This is a genomic window from Tangfeifania sp. (assembly GCF_055108615.1).
Map to the genome: position 1 here is coordinate 1 of NZ_JBSQIC010000032.1, position 19,513 is coordinate 19,513.

Annotated in this window: 14 protein-coding genes; 10 read left to right on the forward strand and 4 right to left on the reverse strand. The window is 45.0% G+C overall.

Annotation, left to right across the window (positions count from 1 at the left end):
* Positions 1-673 (reverse strand): ArnT family glycosyltransferase (locus tag ACTCNA_RS08945; RefSeq protein WP_462947566.1); only part of this gene is annotated, 673 nt, incomplete at its 3' end.
* A gap of 148 nt (positions 674-821) precedes the next feature.
* Here ACTCNA_RS08945 and argH point away from each other — a divergent pair.
* The 3 genes from argH to ACTCNA_RS08960 all read left to right on the forward strand — a co-directional run bounded on the left by argH (position 822) and on the right by ACTCNA_RS08960 (position 8,364).
* Positions 822-2,153, forward strand: coding sequence for an argininosuccinate lyase (gene argH / locus ACTCNA_RS08950; RefSeq protein ID WP_462947567.1), 1,332 nt, complete (start codon positions 822-824; stop codon positions 2,151-2,153).
* 227 nt (positions 2,154-2,380) lie between these two features.
* Complete coding sequence (gene gltB, locus ACTCNA_RS08955) at positions 2,381-6,901, forward strand: glutamate synthase large subunit (protein ID WP_462947568.1); 4,521 nt, start codon at positions 2,381-2,383, stop codon at positions 6,899-6,901.
* Between the two features lie 35 nt (positions 6,902-6,936).
* Entirely contained in the window at positions 6,937-8,364 is a 1,428-nt protein-coding gene (locus ACTCNA_RS08960) for a glutamate synthase subunit beta (protein ID WP_462947569.1), read from the forward strand.
* Between the two features lie 60 nt (positions 8,365-8,424).
* Here the strand turns inward: ACTCNA_RS08960 and ACTCNA_RS08965 are convergent, their stop codons facing one another.
* Positions 8,425-9,363, reverse strand: a complete 939-nt coding sequence (locus ACTCNA_RS08965; protein WP_462947570.1) for a lysophospholipid acyltransferase family protein — start codon at positions 9,361-9,363, stop codon at positions 8,425-8,427.
* Positions 9,364-9,387: 24 nt separating this feature from the next.
* The gene (locus tag ACTCNA_RS08970) at positions 9,388-10,281 is read right to left on the reverse strand and encodes a lysophospholipid acyltransferase family protein (RefSeq protein WP_462947571.1); all 894 of its coding nucleotides are present in this window, start codon (positions 10,279-10,281) and stop codon (positions 9,388-9,390) included.
* Between the two features lie 97 nt (positions 10,282-10,378).
* Here ACTCNA_RS08970 and ACTCNA_RS08975 point away from each other — a divergent pair, with 97 nt between their 5' ends.
* Both ACTCNA_RS08975 and ACTCNA_RS08980 read left to right on the forward strand, forming a co-directional pair.
* Positions 10,379-11,155 carry a glycerophosphodiester phosphodiesterase family protein gene (locus ACTCNA_RS08975; RefSeq protein WP_462947572.1) on the forward strand — a complete coding sequence of 259 codons (777 nt, stop codon included), beginning with the start codon at positions 10,379-10,381 and terminating at the stop codon, positions 11,153-11,155.
* A 49-nt stretch (positions 11,156-11,204) separates the two neighbouring features.
* Complete coding sequence (locus ACTCNA_RS08980) at positions 11,205-12,713, forward strand: NAD(P)H-hydrate dehydratase (RefSeq protein WP_462947573.1); 1,509 nt, start codon at positions 11,205-11,207, stop codon at positions 12,711-12,713.
* 3 nt (positions 12,714-12,716) lie between these two features.
* On the opposite strand, the gene ACTCNA_RS08985 is transcribed toward ACTCNA_RS08980, so the two are convergent.
* The gene (locus ACTCNA_RS08985; RefSeq protein ID WP_462947587.1) at positions 12,717-12,959 is read right to left on the reverse strand and encodes an ATP-binding protein; all 243 of its coding nucleotides are present in this window, start codon (positions 12,957-12,959) and stop codon (positions 12,717-12,719) included.
* A gap of 36 nt (positions 12,960-12,995) precedes the next feature.
* Between ACTCNA_RS08985 and ACTCNA_RS08990 the strand changes: the two genes are divergently transcribed.
* From ACTCNA_RS08990 to ACTCNA_RS09010, 5 genes are all read left to right on the forward strand, one after another.
* Positions 12,996-14,111 carry a DUF4831 family protein gene (locus ACTCNA_RS08990; protein WP_462947574.1) on the forward strand — a complete coding sequence of 372 codons (1,116 nt, stop codon included), beginning with the start codon at positions 12,996-12,998 and terminating at the stop codon, positions 14,109-14,111.
* A 66-nt stretch (positions 14,112-14,177) separates the two neighbouring features.
* Positions 14,178-15,866 (forward strand): MFS transporter, encoded by a 1,689-nt coding sequence (locus tag ACTCNA_RS08995; protein ID WP_462947575.1) that lies wholly within the window; start codon positions 14,178-14,180, stop codon positions 15,864-15,866.
* Positions 15,867-15,871: 5 nt separating this feature from the next.
* Positions 15,872-17,335 carry an aminoacyl-histidine dipeptidase gene (locus ACTCNA_RS09000; RefSeq protein ID WP_462947576.1) on the forward strand — a complete coding sequence of 488 codons (1,464 nt, stop codon included), beginning with the start codon at positions 15,872-15,874 and terminating at the stop codon, positions 17,333-17,335.
* 235 nt (positions 17,336-17,570) lie between these two features.
* A complete protein-coding gene (locus ACTCNA_RS09005; protein ID WP_462947577.1) occupies positions 17,571-18,344 on the forward strand; it encodes an ATP-binding protein in 774 nt (257 codons plus the stop codon).
* A complete protein-coding gene (locus ACTCNA_RS09010; protein ID WP_462947578.1) occupies positions 18,337-19,512 on the forward strand; it encodes a radical SAM protein in 1,176 nt (391 codons plus the stop codon). Before ACTCNA_RS09005 ends, ACTCNA_RS09010 begins: the two co-directional genes overlap by 8 nt.
* Position 19,513 lies beyond the last annotated feature (1 nt).

Consider the following 19,513-nt stretch of genomic DNA (forward strand, 5'->3'; position numbering starts at 1 on the left):
AGAGCCCAATGAGCGCAGGGCTGACCACTGCAAACGCCAGCAAAATGCCGACGTACCACCGGTAATCAGTAAACGATTTAAAATCCTTTTTTAGAAACAGGTGACCCGCAACGGCAAATGCAGGAATAACCGCCCCCAGCGGACCTTTGCAAAGCATAGCAAGCCCGATACCGAAAAAGCCTAAAATCCAGCTCCGGTTTCTTTTAGTCTGAATAAAATCGGCAAGCTGCCAGAGGGCAAAAGTTATAAACGCCTGCATGGGTGTATCGGTATGGATGTCCATAGAATAAAACGGATAAATAAAAGAGAAGGCCATCAGGAAAACCGTAATGAGCCCCACCCGTTTGTTGTACAGGCTTTTCCCAAGCCGGAATGCCGAATATAATCCGAAAAAAACCACCAGAAGCACCGGCAGCTTAAACCAAAAGTTGGAAATTCCTCCGATGGAAAACCCCAGGGCCCCCAGCCAAAAAAGCAGGGGCGGCTTCTGATCGTATGGATCGCCGTGAACAGTCAGGTTGATGTAATTCCCGTTCTGGAAAATCTCTTTCGAAATGGTGGCATATTTCCCGGCATCGCGGGTAACGTCAATCGGTAACCCCGCAAAATACGCCAACAGGGCCAATCCGACGACAGAAAACAGAATTATACGTATTGTTTTGTTTTCGAACATGGCTATTTACATAAAAACCTTTCCGGTACATAAAGGCAAGGCAAAAGTGGCAATTTTTTCAGTATTTTTAGAATTTTTTCGATTAAAATAGGCGACGCAAAACGTTTCGGGTCAAAATCTGTATCTTTGTCCGAAAATTCAAAAAAAAATGAAGCTCTGGGATAAAGGGATACCTGTAAACGAGGCCGTCGAAAAATTCACTGTTGGAAAAGATCGCGAACTTGATTTGTACCTGGTGCCTTACGATATTTTGGGCTCCATGGCGCATGTAACCATGCTCGAATCAGTAAGGCTGATTGAAAAAGAAGAACTTCCTGTTTTGCTGGAAGCCCTGAAAAAACTGTACTGTCAGGCTGCTGACGGAAATTTTAAAATTGAAGACGGCGTGGAAGATGTCCACTCACAGGTAGAATTTCTTTTAACCAAAGAACTGGGCGATTTGGGTAAAAAAATTCACAGCGGGCGGTCGCGCAACGACCAGGTGCTGCTCGATTTAAAACTCTTTACCCGCGATGCCATTAAAGGAATTGTTCTTTCGGTTGAACGGGTTATCGATACATTGCTGGCCAAAAGCGAAGAAAATAAAGATGTTTTAATGCCCGGCTACACTCATCTTCAGGTGGCCATGCCGTCGTCGTTCGGGTTGTGGTTTGGCGCTTATGCCGAAAGCCTGACCGATGATTTGGAGCTGCTGCTGTCGGCTTTTAAAATTGTTAACCAAAACCCGCTGGGTTCTGCAGCCGGCTACGGCTCCTCGTTCCCGCTCAACCGTCAGATGACAACCGATTTGCTCGGGTTCAGTAACCTCAATTACAATGTGGTTTATGCACAAATGGGGCGCGGGAAAATGGAAAAAATTGTTTCGTTTGCCCTTGCCAATATTGCCGGAACGCTTTCAAAACTGGCATTCGATGTTTGTTTGTTCAACAGCCAAAACTTTAATTTTGTAACCCTGCCACCCGAATTTACAACCGGTTCGAGTATAATGCCACATAAAAAAAATCCCGATGTTTTTGAGCTCATTCGTGGAAAATGCAATAAAATACAAGGGGTCCCAAATCAAATTACTTTGGTAGTAAATAATCTGCCAGGCGGCTATTTTCGCGATATGCAGGTGTTGAAGGAAGTGTTTCTTCCGCTTTTTTCGGAGTTGGGTGAATGTCTTTCGGTTGCCGGACTGGCACTTGGAAAAATCGAAGTGAACAAGAATATCCTTTCAGAAGAAAAGTACAATTACCTGTTTAGCGTGGAAGAAGTAAACCGGCTCGTTGTGGAGGGAATTCCGTTTAGAGAGGCCTACAAGCAGGTAGCCGAAAAAATTGAAAAGGGTGAATTTGAGCCCGTTAAAAAAGTTGTACATACTCACGAGGGCAGTATCGGAAACCTGTGTCTCGATAAAATTTTTGAAAAGAAAACACAGGTAATTGAAGCGTACCGTTTCGAACGAATGGAGAAAGCGATAAATAAACTGCTCAGTTAATTTTGCTTTTAACTGCAAAAATTTTCATTCCTTCTGCATAAAAATCAAAGTTAATTGTATGTTACGAAACACATTTTTTTTAGAGTCGGGTAGCAAAATATCATACTTTTACCTAAATTTGATTTCACTTCGTTAGTAAAAACAGTGTTTTACTTTCATTTTTACACAAAAGTTTAATAACACTGTTTGGTACCGGAGAAAACAAGTAACTTAAAAAATTAATGACTATGCAGATGAGATTACCTGAAGCAAAGGGATTATATAACCCGGCTAATGAGCATGATAACTGTGGAATTGGATTTGTAGCCCATATAAAAGGTAACCCATCACACGATATTATCAGAAAAGGTCTCGATGTGCTCCGGAATATGGATCACAGGGGGGCAATCAGCGCGGATAATTCAACCGGCGATGGGGCAGGAATGTTGTTGCAAATTCCTCATGACTTTATTACCCGGGAACTGAAACTCGACGTGGGTGAACCCGGCAAATATGGCACCGGTTTAATCTTTTTACCCAAAGATACCAAAGAAGCCGAATTGTGTATCGAAGTATTGTCGAAGCATATTAAGGCAGAAGGATTAACATTGGTAGGCTACCGCGATGTGCCGGTCGATAGTTCTGCCCCCGGCGAAATTGCCAAATCAAATGAGCCGTTCATCAAACAGGTTTTTGTAAAGGCGGATCTGGAACAAGATGTGCTGGAAAGAAAATTATATATCGTACGCAAACTGGTTGAAAAAGAGATTTTAAACTCGAATTTGAAATGCAAAGAGAACTTTTATCAACCGAGCCTTTCGGCAAAGGTAATTGTTTACAAGGGGATGTTAACACCCGACCAGCTTGCCGCTTACTATATCGATTTAAAAAACGAACAGTTTAAAAGTGCCATAGCATTGGTGCACTCCCGGTTTAGTACCAACACATTCCCCACGTGGGATTTGGCACAACCATTCCGGATTGTGGCCCACAACGGCGAAATTAACACTGTAAAAGGCAACCGCCTCTGGATGCAGGCTCGCGAAGCCCTGATGAAGTCGGAGGTTTTCGGGGAAGATCTGAAAAAACTTCTACCGGTGATCGAACCGGGCAAATCCGATTCAGCTTCGTTCGACAATGTGCTCGAATTTTTGCACATGGCCGGCCGAACCCTGCCGCATTCACTTTGCATGATGATTCCTGAATCGTTTAACGAGAAAAACCCGATTCCCGAAAGTTTAAAAGCTTTTTATGAATACCACTCAACCATTATGGAACCATGGGACGGGCCTGCTTCAATGGTCTTTTCCGATGGCCGCTACATAGGCGGAACACTCGACCGGAACGGATTGAGGCCTTCGCGCTATGTAATTACCAAAAATGATTTGATAGTTATGGGATCGGAAGTTGGGGTTCAGACTTTTCCGCCCGAAGATATTGTTTCAAAAGGAAGGCTGCGCCCGGGGAAAATACTGCTTGTGGATACGCAGCTGGGAATTATTATTCCCGACGAAGAGGTGAAAAACCAGCTGAGCCACCGGAATCCTTACGATATGTGGCTCAAGGAAAACCGCATGTTGATGGATGATATTAAAGTGAAAAAACGGGTTCCTTCTGCCATCGACAATTTTGCCACCTACTCAAAAGCTTTTGGCTATTCTAAAGAAGACATGTACGAGCTGATTAAGCCCATGAGCGAAAAAGCGGCAGAGCCAACCAGCTCGATGGGAAATGATGTGCCACCTGCAGTTTTTTCCGATAAACCAAAACGTTTCTTCGAATATTTTAAACAGATGTTTGCACAGGTGACCAACCCGGCCATTGACCCCATTCGCGAAGGACTGGTTATGGCGCTGACAAATTACATTGGTTCGCTGCACTCCAACATTTTGGTAGAAACTCCGGAGCACTGCAAGCTTATTAAGTTTAAAAGCCCGATTGTTACCAATACCGATCTTGGGAAAATTAAAGATTTGAAGGATGAAATGTTTTCACACAAAGTAATCCAGATGGTTTTCCCGGTTAAAAAGGGGGTGAAAGGATTTGAAGCAGCCCTCGATAAAATGTTGAAAGATGCCGAATGGGCTGTGGACAACAACAGAAACTACATCATTCTCAGCGACCGGGAAATCAGTGAAGAACAGGCTGCAATTCCGTCGCTGCTTGGGGTTGCAATGGTGCACCACCACCTCATTAAAAAACAAAAACGTATGCAGGTGGGTATCATTGTTGAAACTGCCGAAGCCCGCGAAGTAACTCATTTTGCGCTTCTGTTGGGGTATGGTGCCAGTGTGATTAATCCGTACCTTGCTTTTGCCGCCATCGATTACATGGTGAAAGAAGGTAAAATTGACCTGGAATACAAAGAGGCCCGGAAAAATTACATTAAAGCAATCGATAAAGGATTGTTGAAGGTGTTTTCGAAAATGGGGATTTCAACGCTGCGCAGTTACCACGGGGCTCAGATTTTCGAATCGATAGGCGTTAGCAAAGCGTTAATTGACAAATATTTTACAGGTACTGCAGCTAAAATCAGCGGAATCGGTCTTGAAGAAATTTGCAAAGAGGCTACGCTGTTCCACGAAAAAGCCTACCAAAAAGAAGCTGCACCCAAACCGTTCAGTTTTGAAAACAATGGGGTGTATGCCTGGCGGAAAAACGGGGAGCACCATGCATGGAATCCCGAAACCATAGGATTGCTGCAGTGGTCCACCCGCACCAACGATTTTACAAAATTCAAGGAATTTACCAGTTTGGTTGACAAGCAAAACCGGAAACCAGCGTTTATCAGAAGCCATTTCAACTTTAAAAAGAACCCGATACCAATTGAAGAGGTTGAGCCGGAAGAGGCAATCATGAAACGTTTTGTAACCGGGGCAATGTCGTACGGTTCAATCAGTAAAGAAGCCCACGAGGCGCTGGCCATTACGATGAACACCATTGGCGGGCGCAGCAATACCGGCGAAGGGGGCGAAAACCCCGAGCGTTTCGGCACCATCCGCAACAGTAAAATTAAGCAGGTGGCATCGGGCCGTTTTGGCGTTACCAACAATTACCTTATTAATGCCGAAGAATTGCAAATTAAAATAGCCCAGGGGGCCAAGCCGGGGGAAGGCGGCCAGTTGCCCGGGTACAAAGTGGATAAAATTATTGCCAAAACCCGAAATTCAACCCCGGGAATTACGCTCATTTCTCCTCCTCCGCACCATGATATTTATTCGATAGAGGATTTGGCACAACTGATTTATGACCTGAAAATTACCAATCCAAAAGCTGCCGTTTCGGTTAAACTTGTTTCCGAAGATGGGGTGGGGACCATTGCTGCAGGAGTATCCAAAGCATTTGCCGATATTATTACAATTGCAGGCACTTCCGGTGGAACAGGTGCCAGTCCGGCCAGTTCAATTAAACATGCCGGAATGCCCGTTGAACTAGGAATTGCCGAGACTCAACAAACGCTTGTTCTTAACAACTTACGCGGAAGAGTAAAACTTCAGGTTGACGGACAATTGAAAACAGGACGCGATGTGGTTTCACTCGCCTGCCTGGGAGCCGAGGAGTTCGGATTCTCTACCGCACCGTTAATTGCTCTCGGCTGCGTTATGATGCGTAAATGCCACATGAATACCTGTCCGGCAGGAATTGCAACCCAGGATGAATCGCTGCGGAAAAGGTTTATTGGAAGGGCCGAATATACCATTAACTTTTTTAGGTTCCTGGCAAAAGAAGTCAGGGAATACCTTGCTGAAATGGGATACCGGAAATTTGAAGATATTGTGGGACGCACCGACTTGCTGGAGCTCGATCCTGAGGTAGTAAACTGGAAGTCAAAAAATGTTGATTTCTCAGGTTTGCTGTACATGCCCGACGAAGCGAAACAATTCCCGATTCATAATATTCATCCCAATACAAAGAAAATTGAAGGACACATTGATTTGGACCTGATTAAGGAAGCCAAAAAAGCCATTAAAGGAGCCGAAAAAGTTTGGATTTCACACAAAATTGTAAACGTTGACAGGACTACCGGAGCGATGTTGTCGGGCGAAATTTCCAAAAAATATGGCGAAGAAGGCTTGCCCGACGATACCATTAATTGTACATTCCACGGCACTGCCGGGCAAAGCTTTGGCGCTTTCCTCGTAAAAGGGGTAACGTTCCGCCTCGAGGGCGATTCCAACGATTATATTGGTAAAGGGCTTTCCGGTGGTAAAATTATTGTCGTTCCACCATTCGGAACAACATTTAAACCCGATGAAAATATTATTATCGGAAACACTTCTTTTTACGGTGCCACGCGTGGAGAGGCCTACATCAGGGGAGTTGCCGGAGAACGTTTTGGCGTCCGGAACTCGGGTGTACATGCCGTTGTTGAAGGCACCGGCGACCATTGCTGCGAATATATGACCGGCGGAAGGGTTGTGGTACTCGGCCCAACAGGCCGTAACTTTGCTGCCGGAATGAGCGGTGGAATTGCTTATGTGCTAGACAGGACAGGCAATTTCGATTATTACTGCAACAAAGGACTTGTTGATTTAACGCCGGTGGAAGATAAGAGCGATGTAACCGAATTGCAGGCGCTTATTAACAACCACCTGCTTTACACACAAAGTACACTTGCTGCCGAAATTCTTACCAACTGGGAAGAATACCTTCCCAAATTTGTGAAAGTTATTCCATTCGAGTACAAAAAAGTGCTGGAAGAACAAAAGTTGGTAGAGCTGCAAAAGAAATTGCAGTTAACGGAAGACGATCCGTCGCGGCATGAGTAAAAATTAGTATTAACTGAAAAACCCGATAATAAGATATGGGAGATCCAAAAGGTTTTATGACAGTACCCCGGAAAAATGCGGGGTATCGTCCGGCAAAAGAGCGAATTTACGACTTCGGCGAAGTGGAGCAAACGCTTAATATAAACGACAGGAAATTACAGGCTTCGCGGTGCATGGATTGCGGCATACCTTTTTGCCACTGGGGGTGCCCCGTGGGTAGTAAAATTCCTGAATGGCAGGATGCACTTTACCGCGGAAATAAAGAGGAAGCTTATTATATTCTGCAATCAACAAACAGTTTCCCTGAAATTACAGGGAGGATTTGTCCGGCCCCCTGCGAAAAATCGTGTGTGCTTGAGATTCACGAGGAGCCGGTAACCATTCGCGAAAATGAATGTGCTACCATTGAACAGGCTTTTGAAGCCGGGTTGGTTACACCTAATCCGCCGCAAACCCGCACGGGCAAAAAAGTGGCTGTTATTGGCTCCGGTCCGGCCGGGCTTTCTGCCGCCGATCTTTTAAATCAGGCCGGCCACCTTGTTACTGTTTTCGAAAAAAACGATGCCATTGGCGGGTTGTTGCGCTATGGCATACCCGATTTTAAACTCAACAAAAGGGTAATCGATCGCAGGTTGTCCATTTTTTCAGAAGAAGGGATTGAATTTAAAACCGGAGTTCATGTTGGGAATGATATTTCGAAAGATGAACTTTTAAAAGAATTTGATGCCGTTTTGCTGGCTGTTGGTGCTGAGAATCCGCGTAATTTACCCGTGGAAGGTCGTGATTTGGAAGGCGTGCATTATGCAATGGATTTTCTTACCCGCCAGAACAAAATTGTAGCCGGGCAAAAATTGCCCGAAGATGATATGATTTCTGCCAAAGGGAAAAATGTGCTGGTAATTGGCGGTGGCGATACAGGCTCCGACTGCGTGGGTACTTCCATTCGCCAGCAAGCCAAATCGGTAACACAAATTGAAATTCTTCCCAAACCTGCCGAAAAACGTGGCGATAAAGATCCCTGGCCCTACTGGCCCAATATTTTACGCACTTCGAGTTCGCACGAGGAAGGTTGCAAACGCCGCTGGAGCCTTTCAACCAAACGGTTTATTGGCGAAAAAGGAAAGCTAAAACAGGTAGAAGTGGTTCAGGTGGAATGGGAAAAAGATGAAACAGGGCGTTTCAGAATGAAAGAAGTCCCCGGCACTGGCGAACTGCTCGATGTTGACCTGGCACTTTTGTCAATGGGTTTCACCCAGCCGGTGCACAGTGGTTTGCTGGATACGCTCGGCGTTGAATACGACCAGCGGGGAAATGTGAAAGTGGATGGAAACAAACAAACGTCAGTGGAAAAAATATTTGCTGCCGGCGATTCGGAAAAAGGGGCCAGCCTGGTGGTTCATGCCATTGAAGCCGGGAAGGTTGCTGCACGAGGCATGGATGTATTTCTAACCGAAAGCAAATAAAATAACTTCAGAATTTTTAATTGATAGCAGGGAGTGTTTCGTTTTACCGGGCACTTTTTTTTATGTTGTCAGCGGAATTTCGGCCGGGCGCTGGTGCTTCCAGCGGCGGTGCGACCACAAGTAGTGCTCGGGTTCTTTGGCTATTATTTCTTCCATTTTGCGCACATACCCCAGTAAAATTTCTTTTGGTTCCACATCCTTAGGGTTCAGGAATAATGGCACGAGGTGTACTTTGTACTTTCCTCGCGCTATTTTGGTAACCTGCTGGAAAAACACCGGCTGGTTGGTTCTGGCTGGAATCTTTGCGGGCCCCGAGAAAAACGGAGCTTCGCGGTTCAGGAAAACTGTCCAGAATTTCGAATTGCGTGGCGGTGTCTGATCGGCTCCAAGCCACAACGCTGTTGGAATTCCTTTGCGGAGAAACGCTATGGTTGCCCGCCCGGAGTGGTGAACCGGAATGCATTTGCCACCCCATTTTTCGCGCGAATACAGCATGAACTTTTCCATGGACTGATTGCCGCGCACAGGATTATAAATCATTAATCCCAAATGTTTTACCTTATTCTGGATAAAACTGCACCACTCCCAGTTATTGTGGTGCATGGCCAAAATGATTATGCTTTTTCCTTCTTTGTGATAGTTGTTCAGCAACCCGAGCCCTTCAAACGAAATGTGCTTTTCCATCTGGCGTTCATCCATGCTGTGCAGCTTTATTGTTTCCACCATTAAATCGGCCAGGTGGCGGTAAAATTTCCGGGCAATATTTTTCAATTCGCTTTCCGGTTTTTCGGGGAATGCATGACGGAGATTATCGAAAACTACCTTGCGGCGGTACCTGAAAACGTGTTGTATAAAAAAGTTCAGCACATCAGATATTCCAAAAAGCACCCAAAACGGCAACAGCGAGATTAAACAGAGCAACCCGGTAATCATCCGGTTGAGGTTCTTTTTCAGGAAACCTTCGTGGTAGCGTTTGTCTTTTTTTGCCAGTTCGTTCATTTGTGTAATTTCTGAAAAATTATTTTAACCTTGCAGCGGCACTCCTTCGGGGCGTTCGTACTTCCAGCGTTTGTGCGACCACAAGTAATATTCGGGCTGCCGGTAAATTACTCCTTCCATTTTATTGATGTAGGCTTTCATTATTTCAGCCTCGCTTTTGTCCTTCGGGTTTTCAAACAAGAGCTCAAATTCCGACTCGTATTTTCCGCGCTCCTTTTTTATTATTTTCTGAAAAAAAACCGGATGGTTAAATCGTTTTGAAATGGATGCCGGACCGGGGTAAAACATGGTTTCACGTTTCAGGAAAACCATCCAGAATTTGTGAAAGAATGGCGGGGTTTGGTCGGCTGCCAGCCAGGTGAAAACCGGTTCGCTGTTATTTTTATTTGAGATTAAAGTTCTTAAAATCAAATTATTTGAGATGAGCGAAGCCCCCATTTTTTTACGTGACTGATTCAGGTATGCATCGAATTTTTGGTTGTGCAGCGGTTTGTACACACCCAGTATTTTATGTTTCAAACTGAGCGGAAGGCAGCTGCTCCACTCCCAGTTGTTGTAATGCATGGTGAGCACAACCACACTCCGGCCCTTTTCGTAATAGCTGTTTAATTGCTCCGTGTTTTTAAAAATCATTCGTTCCCGGAAATCCTTTTCTGTCATTTCACCCATTTTAATGGTTTCAACAATTAAATCGCACAGGTGGCGGTAATATTTTTTGGCAATTTGATTTATCGCTTTGTGTTGTTTTTCGGGAAACGTTTTTTTCAGGTTTTCCTGTACAACACTTTTGCGGTAACCGGCAATATAATAAACAACCACAAACAAAATGTCCGATAAAAAATAGATAATTTTAAATGGCATTTTGGCTATCTGTTTCAGAAAAATGAGCCCGATATCTGTTGTAAATGCTGGTTTCATAGTTGATTGAAAGATGCAGCAAAGCTACATTTTTTAAAGCACATTTGGACATAAAACCTTTTTCCTTTTTATCTTTGACCATAAAATAAAAATTACCATGAAGTATCAGATAACACTATTATTCGCATTTATGACATTTGGAGTATTGGCCCAGCCAATAATTATTGCCCACCGCGGAGCTTCCTACCTGGCACCGGAAAATACAGTTGCAGCTGCCAACCTGGCATGGGAGCTGGGAACCGATGCAGTGGAGGTGGATGTTTACCTTACCAAAGACAAAAAAGTAATGGTCATTCATGACCAGGACACGAAACGAACCTGTCCTGGTGAAAACAGCCATGTTATAAAAGACACACCCTCAGAAGTGTTGCGCGAACTTGATGCCGGCGCATGGAAAGACGAAAAGTACAAGGGCGAAAAAATTCCTTTTCTTGCTGAAATTATTGAAACAGTGCCGGAAGGAAAAAAACTGGTTGTTGAAATAAAGAGCGGAAATGAAATTATTCCGTATCTTGAAAGTGTTGTTGAAGACAGCGGGAAACAAGACCAGATTATTTTTATCGCTTTTGGCTGGGAAACAATTCTGAAAACAAAAGGTGTATTTCCCGGCAATGAATGTTACTGGCTCAGTTCAGTAAAAGAGGGTCTGGAAGAAAAGATGAAACAGGCTGCAAATGCCGGTCTGGAAGGCATAAACCTGAACTATAAAATTGTGGATAAAGAGTTGGTAGAAAAGGCTGATAAATACAACCTGGATGTTTTGGTGTGGACGGTTGACAATCCTGAAGTTGCCATGAAAATGAAACAGGCCGGAGTGGTTGCCATTACCACCAACCGCCCCAAGTGGCTGAAGGAAGAAATGGGGAAACTGTAATTTATTACCATCCTCGTTTCATTCTTTTGAAAATCAAAAATCTGCTAAAATGAAACTTTTTACTACAAAACAAATAGCTGAAATCGATAAGTTTACTATTGAAAATGAACCCATTGCCGATATTGATTTGATGGAGCGGGCCGCCATGCAGATTTCCAACTGGCTGGTTTACCGTTTCTCAACTGAACAGCGGATGCTGTTTTTTGTGGGGCCGGGCAACAACGGTGGCGATGCGCTGGCCATTGCCCGCCAGATGGCTGATTTCAATTTTCAGTGCGAAGTATTTTTGCTCGATCTGGGAAAAGAACTGAAAGGTTCGCCGGCCACCAACTGGCAGCGGCTCGAGAAACAGGACAAAGTCAAACTTTCAAAAATCTCGGATATCAGTGAGTTCCCCGAAACCGAACCGTCGGATGTTTTCCTCGACGGGTTGTTTGGTTCCGGCTTAACACGGCCATTGAAAGGGCTGCCGGCTGAAATTGTGGGCAAAATAAATGAACTGCCCAATTCAGTTGTTGCCATTGATATTCCCAGCGGATTGATGGGCGAAGACAACACCGGCAATAATTTTGAAAGTATTGTAAAAGCCGATTTTACGCTCACTTTTCAGTTTCCAAAAATTAGTTTCCTGTTTGCTGAACACGAAGAGTTTACCGGAAAATGGGAGGTTTTGCCCATCGGGCTGCATCCGGAAGGGATTGAAAAAATACCCTCAGACGTGGTTTTTGTTGAAAAGGATGATGTTGAGAAGCTACTTCCGGCACGTTCAAAATTTTCGCATAAAGGAACTTTTGGCCACGCATTGTTGATTGCCGGTAGCTACGGGAAAATGGGAGCCACGGTGCTCGCATCAAAAGGTTGCCTGCGTGCAGGAACTGGTTTGTTAACTGCCCATGTGCCGCGACTCGGTTATTCCATTATCCAGACTTCCGTGCCCGAAGCAATGGTCAGCATCGATCCGCACGATTCGATGTTTACAGAATTTCCCGATTTGTCGCCGTTTTCAGCCATTGGCATTGGCCCGGGTATTGGTTTGAAGCACAATTCACAACGCGCCCTGCACAAACTGATCGAAAAAACAGAGGTTCCCATGGTTTTGGATGCCGATGCGCTCAATATTCTTTCAGAAGATTTGGAATGGCTTAAAAAGTTACCAGCAAATTCCATTCTCACTCCACATCCCGGTGAGTTCAGAAGATTGGTTGGCGATTCGGAGAATTCGTGGGAACGAATAGAAAAACAACGGAAGCTGGCTAAAGATTACAATATTATTGTTTTGTTGAAAGGCGCGTTCAGCAGTATTGCCACGCCCGATGGAAAGCTTTATTTCAACTCCTCCGGGAACCCGGGAATGGCCACAGCCGGAAGTGGTGACACGCTTACCGGAATAATCCTCGGACTGCTTGCCCGGCGCATTCCACCGGCCGATGCTGTTGTTGTTGCGGTTTATTTACACGGCCATGCAGGCGATTTGGCAGCTGCCGAAAAATCGGAAACTTCACTAATTGCCAGCGATATTACTGATTTTTTGGGGAAAGCTTTTCTCGAGCTCGGGTAGTTTTTAATGGTCGGGTTTGCTATTCGGGATAACAACAAAAAAAGTTGAACCTTTTCCGGGATCCGATTCAGCATGGATTTTTCCATTCAACATTTCAACATAACCCTTGGAAATGGATAAGCCCAGACCGGACCCTTCAAAACCGCGGTTGTGCGATAAATCGGCCTGAAAAAAATGGCTGAAAATAGCTTTCTTCTTTTCAGGCGGGATGCCTTTTCCTTGATCTTTTTTCTTGAAATGCGCAATAAAAGTTCTATTTTTAGGTCATAAATAAAAAACATTATGCAGCGAATTATTTTAATCATTCTGACAATTTTGATTGTTGTTCCGGCATTTGGCCAGCGGAACAGGAGAGGAGACGAAGAGGCCGAACCAGGTTTTGTGGAAGGTATTACCTATGCATTGCCCCGAACAGGAGTAAGGATTTATGTGAAAGCCACCAGGGTTGCTTTCGAGCCCGGGCCTTATGCCGCTTATGCCGGGCAGTTGCTCGGGATTACCGATGCCCGCAACCGCGGTTCAGTGCAGTGGCAGTTCGATGATGTGCAAATGGAAACATTCTCGGAGCCCGATCCCAATCATGTTTATAAAGCAATGGGAGAAGGCGCTTTTTCTGTTAACCTGACACCCGATGGCTGCCTGGCCGGAATAAATTCACCCACCGATGTTTTGGGGATAAATGAAGTGAAAACAAATCTTTTTATCAGCGGGGATACTAATGACGAAGATTTTTCGTTTGCCAATTTCAATGATTCACCGCTTTACATCGAAGGCGATTCAACCAATAACTACCGCCCTGTGCGTGTGAGTGCCGAGAAGAAAGCAGCTGACGCAGCGGCCCGGATACTGGAATGCAGGCTCACAAGGTTCCACATGGCTGCCGGATTAATGGACGAATTCCATCCTGACGGCGTTGCCTACGAAGTTAGCCTCGACGAACTCGACCGGATTGAAAGAAACTACCTCAGCTTATTTACCGGAAGGACAACTTATAAAACCGAAAAATTTAGTTTCGATTTTATTCCCACTGCCTCTTCAACCGGAAGCGGAGAAGTAGTTTTTCGTTTTTCTGAAGAAAATGGTGTAGTCCCCGCCTCCGATCTTTCCGGCAAACCGGTAACGGTAAAAGTGAACCCGGTTGAAAACCTGAAAGCAAAATACACCAGCCTGGCATCCTCTGAAAATCCATTAGCCGGAGAGAGCGGAGTCTATTACCGCATGCCCGGAATGGCGAACGTGGAAATTATTTTCGAACTGAAAACCATTGCCTCGGCACGCATTGTACTGCCCCAGTTTGGCGAAACAGCCCCGGTTCCGGAAAAGCTGCTGTTTGGCGATTACAGTATTGAATTCCATCCCGGCACAGGTGCCATTAAATCGGTAGCCAAAAATGAATAAATGAAACGAGGATATTCTCATTATTTGCAATGAATACCCTTTTTTATTTCCAATAGATTTAAATTTATGACTGAAACAATAAAAAGGTCGTTAAGGGAATCGCCAAAAGCCCGTTGGACAGCAATGGTTCTGGTTTCGTTATCTGCGTTTGGTGCTTACTACTTCAATTACGCCCTTTCTCCTGTTAAGCCCATGCTGGAAAGTGCCCTGGGCTGGACCAGCTCCGATTTTGGAACCTACACTTCTTCCTACGCATGGTTCAACGTGTATTTTTTTATGCTCATTTTCAGCGGGATTATTCTCGATAAACTGGGCATCAGAATTACCGGCCTGGGGGCAGCTCTTTTAATGCTAATCGGAACCGGGCTGAATTACTGGGCTGTTGTCACCAATTTCCCGGATTCTGCACAGGTCGATCTTCCGCTGATTGGTGAAATTAAAACGCAAGTGCTTTATTCGTCGCTGGGGTTTGCACTGTTTGGAGTGGGGACCGAAGCATCAGGAATTACGCTGACCAAAGCCATCGTCAGATGGTTTAAAGGGAAGGAACTGGCACTTGCCATGGGCCTGCAAATGTCGATTGCCCGCATGGGAACCGCGCTGGCACTGGCTGTTGCCCTGCCGCTGGCTATCAATTTCCATTACAGCTCACCCATTCTCTGGGCATTTGTTTTAATGTTTATCGGGGTCATTGCTTTTGTAATGTATATTTTTCTCGATTTAAAACTGGAAAAATCTGAAAAAGAGATTGAGGTAGATGAGGAGGAGCCTTTCCGGCTGCGAGATATTGTTTCCATTATTAAAAACCGGGGGTTTTGGTACATTGCTATTCTGTGCGTACTGTTCTACAGTGCTGTTTTCCCCTTTCTGTATTACGCTACCGATTTCATGATAAATAAATACCGTGTTGCTCCGGAAGTGGCCGGAATTATTCCAAGTCTCCTGCCGTTCGGTACCATTTTTTTAACACCGCTGTTTGGTGGAATCTACGACAAAAAAGGGAAGGGCGCCACCATCATGATTCTTGGCGCTTTTTTGTTGATTTTTGTTCATGTTGTCCTCGCCATACCTATCCTCGATAACTGGATTCTGGCCTCGTCAATGGTTGTGGTTCTGGGAATTGCTTTCTCATTGGTGCCATCGGCAATGTGGCCTGCTGTGCCTAAAATTATTCCTGAAAAGCGACTGGGAACTGCCTATGCCGTTATTTTCTGGATTCAGAACATTGGACTGATGCTGGTTCCGCTTTTACTGGGAATTGTGCTTGATGCAACTAATCCTTCGGTAGCCACCAACAAAGCGTTAATCCGTTCGTCGGTTGAACAGAGTTATTCCACACTTCTTGCCCAAAATAATATTACATTAGATGCTGACGAGATGAAGCGTGCAGTTGAAACCACAACAACATCTGTTGTCGATTCGGTAGTGAAAACATCATTTTACGAAGAAATTGAACATTCAGCTACTCAGAAAGAAGATGTAAAAAATGAAATTTTAGAACGGGTAGCAGCGGCTGGCGGGAAACTGAAGTCTGCTGAAAATCAATCAGTTGAAATTAATGAAATTCAACAAATAATCACTGAACAAACCTATCAGGTAATTGAAAAGAATAAATTAAACATTCGGTATAATTATCAGGCTGACATCCTGATTTTTGCAATGCTTGGCGTTTTATCGCTGATTTTTGCATTCCTCTTAAAACGCGAAGACAGGAAAAAAGGATACGGGCTTGAATTACCGAATATAAACGAATAATTATTATGACTCAGATTAAAGATATTCAGCCAACAGAAGTGTGGCAGGTATTTGACCAAATGCTTCAGATTCCGCGCCCGTCGAACCATGAAGAAAAAATCCAGGAGTGGGCGGTAAATTTCGGGAAAAGCCTTGGTTTGGAAACGTCGAAAGACGATTCCGGAAATGTGATAATCCGCAAACCGGCCACACCCGGCATGGAAGACCGCAAAGGTGTGATTTTGCAAGGGCACCTCGACATGGTTCCGCAAAAGAATAACGACAAAGCCCACGATTTTGAAAACGACCCCATTGAAGCTTTTGTTGAGGATGACTGGGTTACGGCAAATGGGACCACGCTGGGTGCCGACAACGGGATTGGCGTATCTTCCGCGCTGGCAGTTCTGGCTTCCGACAAAGTGAAACACGGCCCGCTGGAAGTGTTGCTTACAGCCACCGAGGAGACTGGTATGGACGGTGCCAACGGATTGAAAACCGGTGTTTTGAACGGTGAAATTCTGATAAATACCGATTCGGAAGACGAGGGTGAATTGTATGTGGGTTGCGCCGGTGGCGAAGATGCCAACATTCTTTTTAATTACATTGAAGAGGAAACCCCATACGGAGTTGTGGGGCTGAAAATGAATGTTACCGGCATGAAAGGCGGTCATTCAGGAATCGACATTCCCCGGCAGCGCGGAAATGCCATTAAAGTGTTTTTCAGGATTCTGAATGCTGCTTATGAAGAACTTGGCGTTCGTTTGGCACGGATTGACGGCGGCAGCCTGCGAAATGCCATCCCGCGCGAAGCTTTTGGTGTTGTGGTAGTTGACGAAGCCCGAACGGCTGATTTTGTAGCCCGCGCCTACGAAATTGCCCAGATTATTAAAACCGAACTGGCGGAAACCGAACCTGACCTGAAAGTTGAAATTGCTGAAACCGAACTCCCGGTGTCGTTAATCGATGAAAAAACACAGCAGAACATGACCAAAGCTGTTCTGGCACTGCCCAACGGGGTAATCAGAATGAGCGACACCATGATTGGGCTGGTGGAAACTTCCTCAAACCTGGCCTTTCTAAAATCCGACGACCAGGAGAAAACCATTAAAGCAGCCTGCCTGGTGCGGAGTTCAGTTGATACGGCCAAAGAACATGTGGCCTCGAGAATTAAAGCTGTTTTTGAACTGGCCGGTGCCAAGATGAGCTTTTCCGGCTCCTACCCGGGATGGAAACCCAACATGGAATCGCCAATTCTGAAAACCATGCAAGACGTTTACAATCGCCGGTTTGGTAATATTCCCGAGATTAAAGCTATCCATGCGGGACTGGAATGTGGCATACTTGGGGGAAAATACCCGGAGTGGGACATGATTTCTTTTGGGCCGACTATCAGGTTCCCGCACTCACCCGATGAAAAGGTGAACATCGAAACCGTGCAAAAATTTTGGGATTTCCTGGTGGCCACACTGGAAAATATTCCGAAGAAATAGAGAGTTGCAGTTTCTAACTGCAACAATTATAACGGACTTTTGAAAATCCGTGTCCCTTAAAAACAGCGATTGCAAATCGCTGATCCCATAAAAAATTCCATCTGTGACTTTACGGATGGAATTTTTTGATTCTACCTATTTAAATAGTTAGATAATTGTTAATAAGATTTAAATGGACTGTTTGGTTTCAGCTTTTAGTTTAATTTTGCTTTCTTTAATAGTGAGATAGGATTTTATGAAGGAAAAAACAGGTATTCTTTTTTGCCGGTGCAAAGCCAATGTCGTTTCAACGGATAAACTCGATGAAATATCGGAAGGATTGAAGAGTCTTGATACCGATGTGTTTGAACTCCAGGATTTATGCGCACTTACAGTAAACGAAAAGGATGTGCTCAACACTATTGGAAAAGAATTCGACCAAAAAATTATTATTGCCTGTTACCCGCGAGCCATTAAAAATATGTTCCGCCAGGGCGGAATTGAATTTGGCAATTTTGAAGTACTCAATTTTAAAGAATTATCATCTGCCGAAATATTCAGTAAAATTGAAACCGGTTATCAAATTCCGAAAGGTGAAGCACGTTACCAGGTTCAGGCAACTGATTTGGATGTTCCGGCGTGGTTTCCGGTAATTGATGAATCACGCTGCAACTTGTGCGGGAAATGTGCCCGTTTTTGTTTGTTTGGTGTTTACAGTTACAATAAAAAGAGCCTGAAAGTGGTGGATCCGCTGGCATGCAAAAACAAGTGCCCGGCATGTGGGCGTACCTGCCCCACGCAGGCCATTATGTTTCCGCGGCTCGATGAAAACACTGTTTTGGCCGGTGCCGAACCCGGAGAAAAAAAGGTTACCATCGACAAGGGCAGTTTGCTGACAACCTTGAACCAACGCAACCAAAACCGGCGGAATATTTTCAGGCAGGGAGTGGTCCAGCAGGCCGAAGAAGAACGGCGAAAAGCCATTGAAGAGTTTAAACTGGGGGTGGATAAAAAAGAGACGAATGATTAAGCGAATACTTTTAAACAGCGATAAAAAGTGCCTTTACAAGTTTGTGTATAACATGGGGGTGAAAGGCACGATGAGTTTCAGAAGGTACCAGAAGCGAATGAAAAAAGGGGAGTTTTTCCCGGCGTTTCATTTTATTTCGGTAACCGACGATTGCAACCTGAATTGCCAGGGGTGCTGGGTTACAGGCAAAAAAAGCAACCACCGGATGTCTGTCGAAGAGCTCGATCGGATTATTAATGAAACAAAAGCCAAAGGGTCTTATTTTTTTGGAATTCTTGGCGGCGAACCCCTGATGTACAAACCGCTTTTCGATGTACTGAAAAAGCATCCGGATTGCTATTTTCAGCTGTTTACCAATGGGACCCTGCTGACACCCCGCGTGGCCGAAGAGCTTAGAAAAATGGCGAATGTAACGCCGCTAATCAGTTTTGAGGGCGACGAAGATGTCGCTGATATCAGGCGCCGGGGAAACGATGTGTTCCGGCGAACAACCCGGGCGGTTGAAAACGCAGCCAACGCCGGGCTCATAACCGGGGTGGCCATGAGCGTCTGCAAATCGAACCTCGATTTGGCGCTTTCACCGGAGTTTATTCAATCGCTAATCGACAAGGGAGTGGCATACCTGTGGTATTACATTTATCGCCCGGTGGGAAGCGATCCAACTGTTGAGCTTGCCTTAAACAAAAAGGAGATTCAAACGTTGCGAGATTATATGGTGGAGGCCCGTTCAAAATATGATATTGCAATAATCGATGCCTACTGGGACGAAGATGGCAACGGCTTGTGTCCGGCAGCCACAGGGCTGAGTCATCACATCAACGCCTCGGGATATATCGAGCCATGCCCGGTTATCCAGTTTGCCACCAATCATGTGGGTGACAAACCACTGGCAGAAATTTACCGTGATTCGGTATTTCTGGATGAACTGAAACAGGAAATTCCTAAGAAAACATCGGGCTGCATTTTGATGGAAGACCCGCATTGGCTGGTTGAATTTGTGGGAAAGCACAATGCAAAAGATACATCGGGCCGTGAAAATGAAGCCGAAAGACTGAAAGCCATGCCCAAAGTTCCGAGCCACGGATCGGGAACTCCGGTTCCTGAAAAAGGCTGGATCTACAGGTTTGCCAAAAAACGGGCATTCTTTGGACTTGGCGCTTATGGATAGA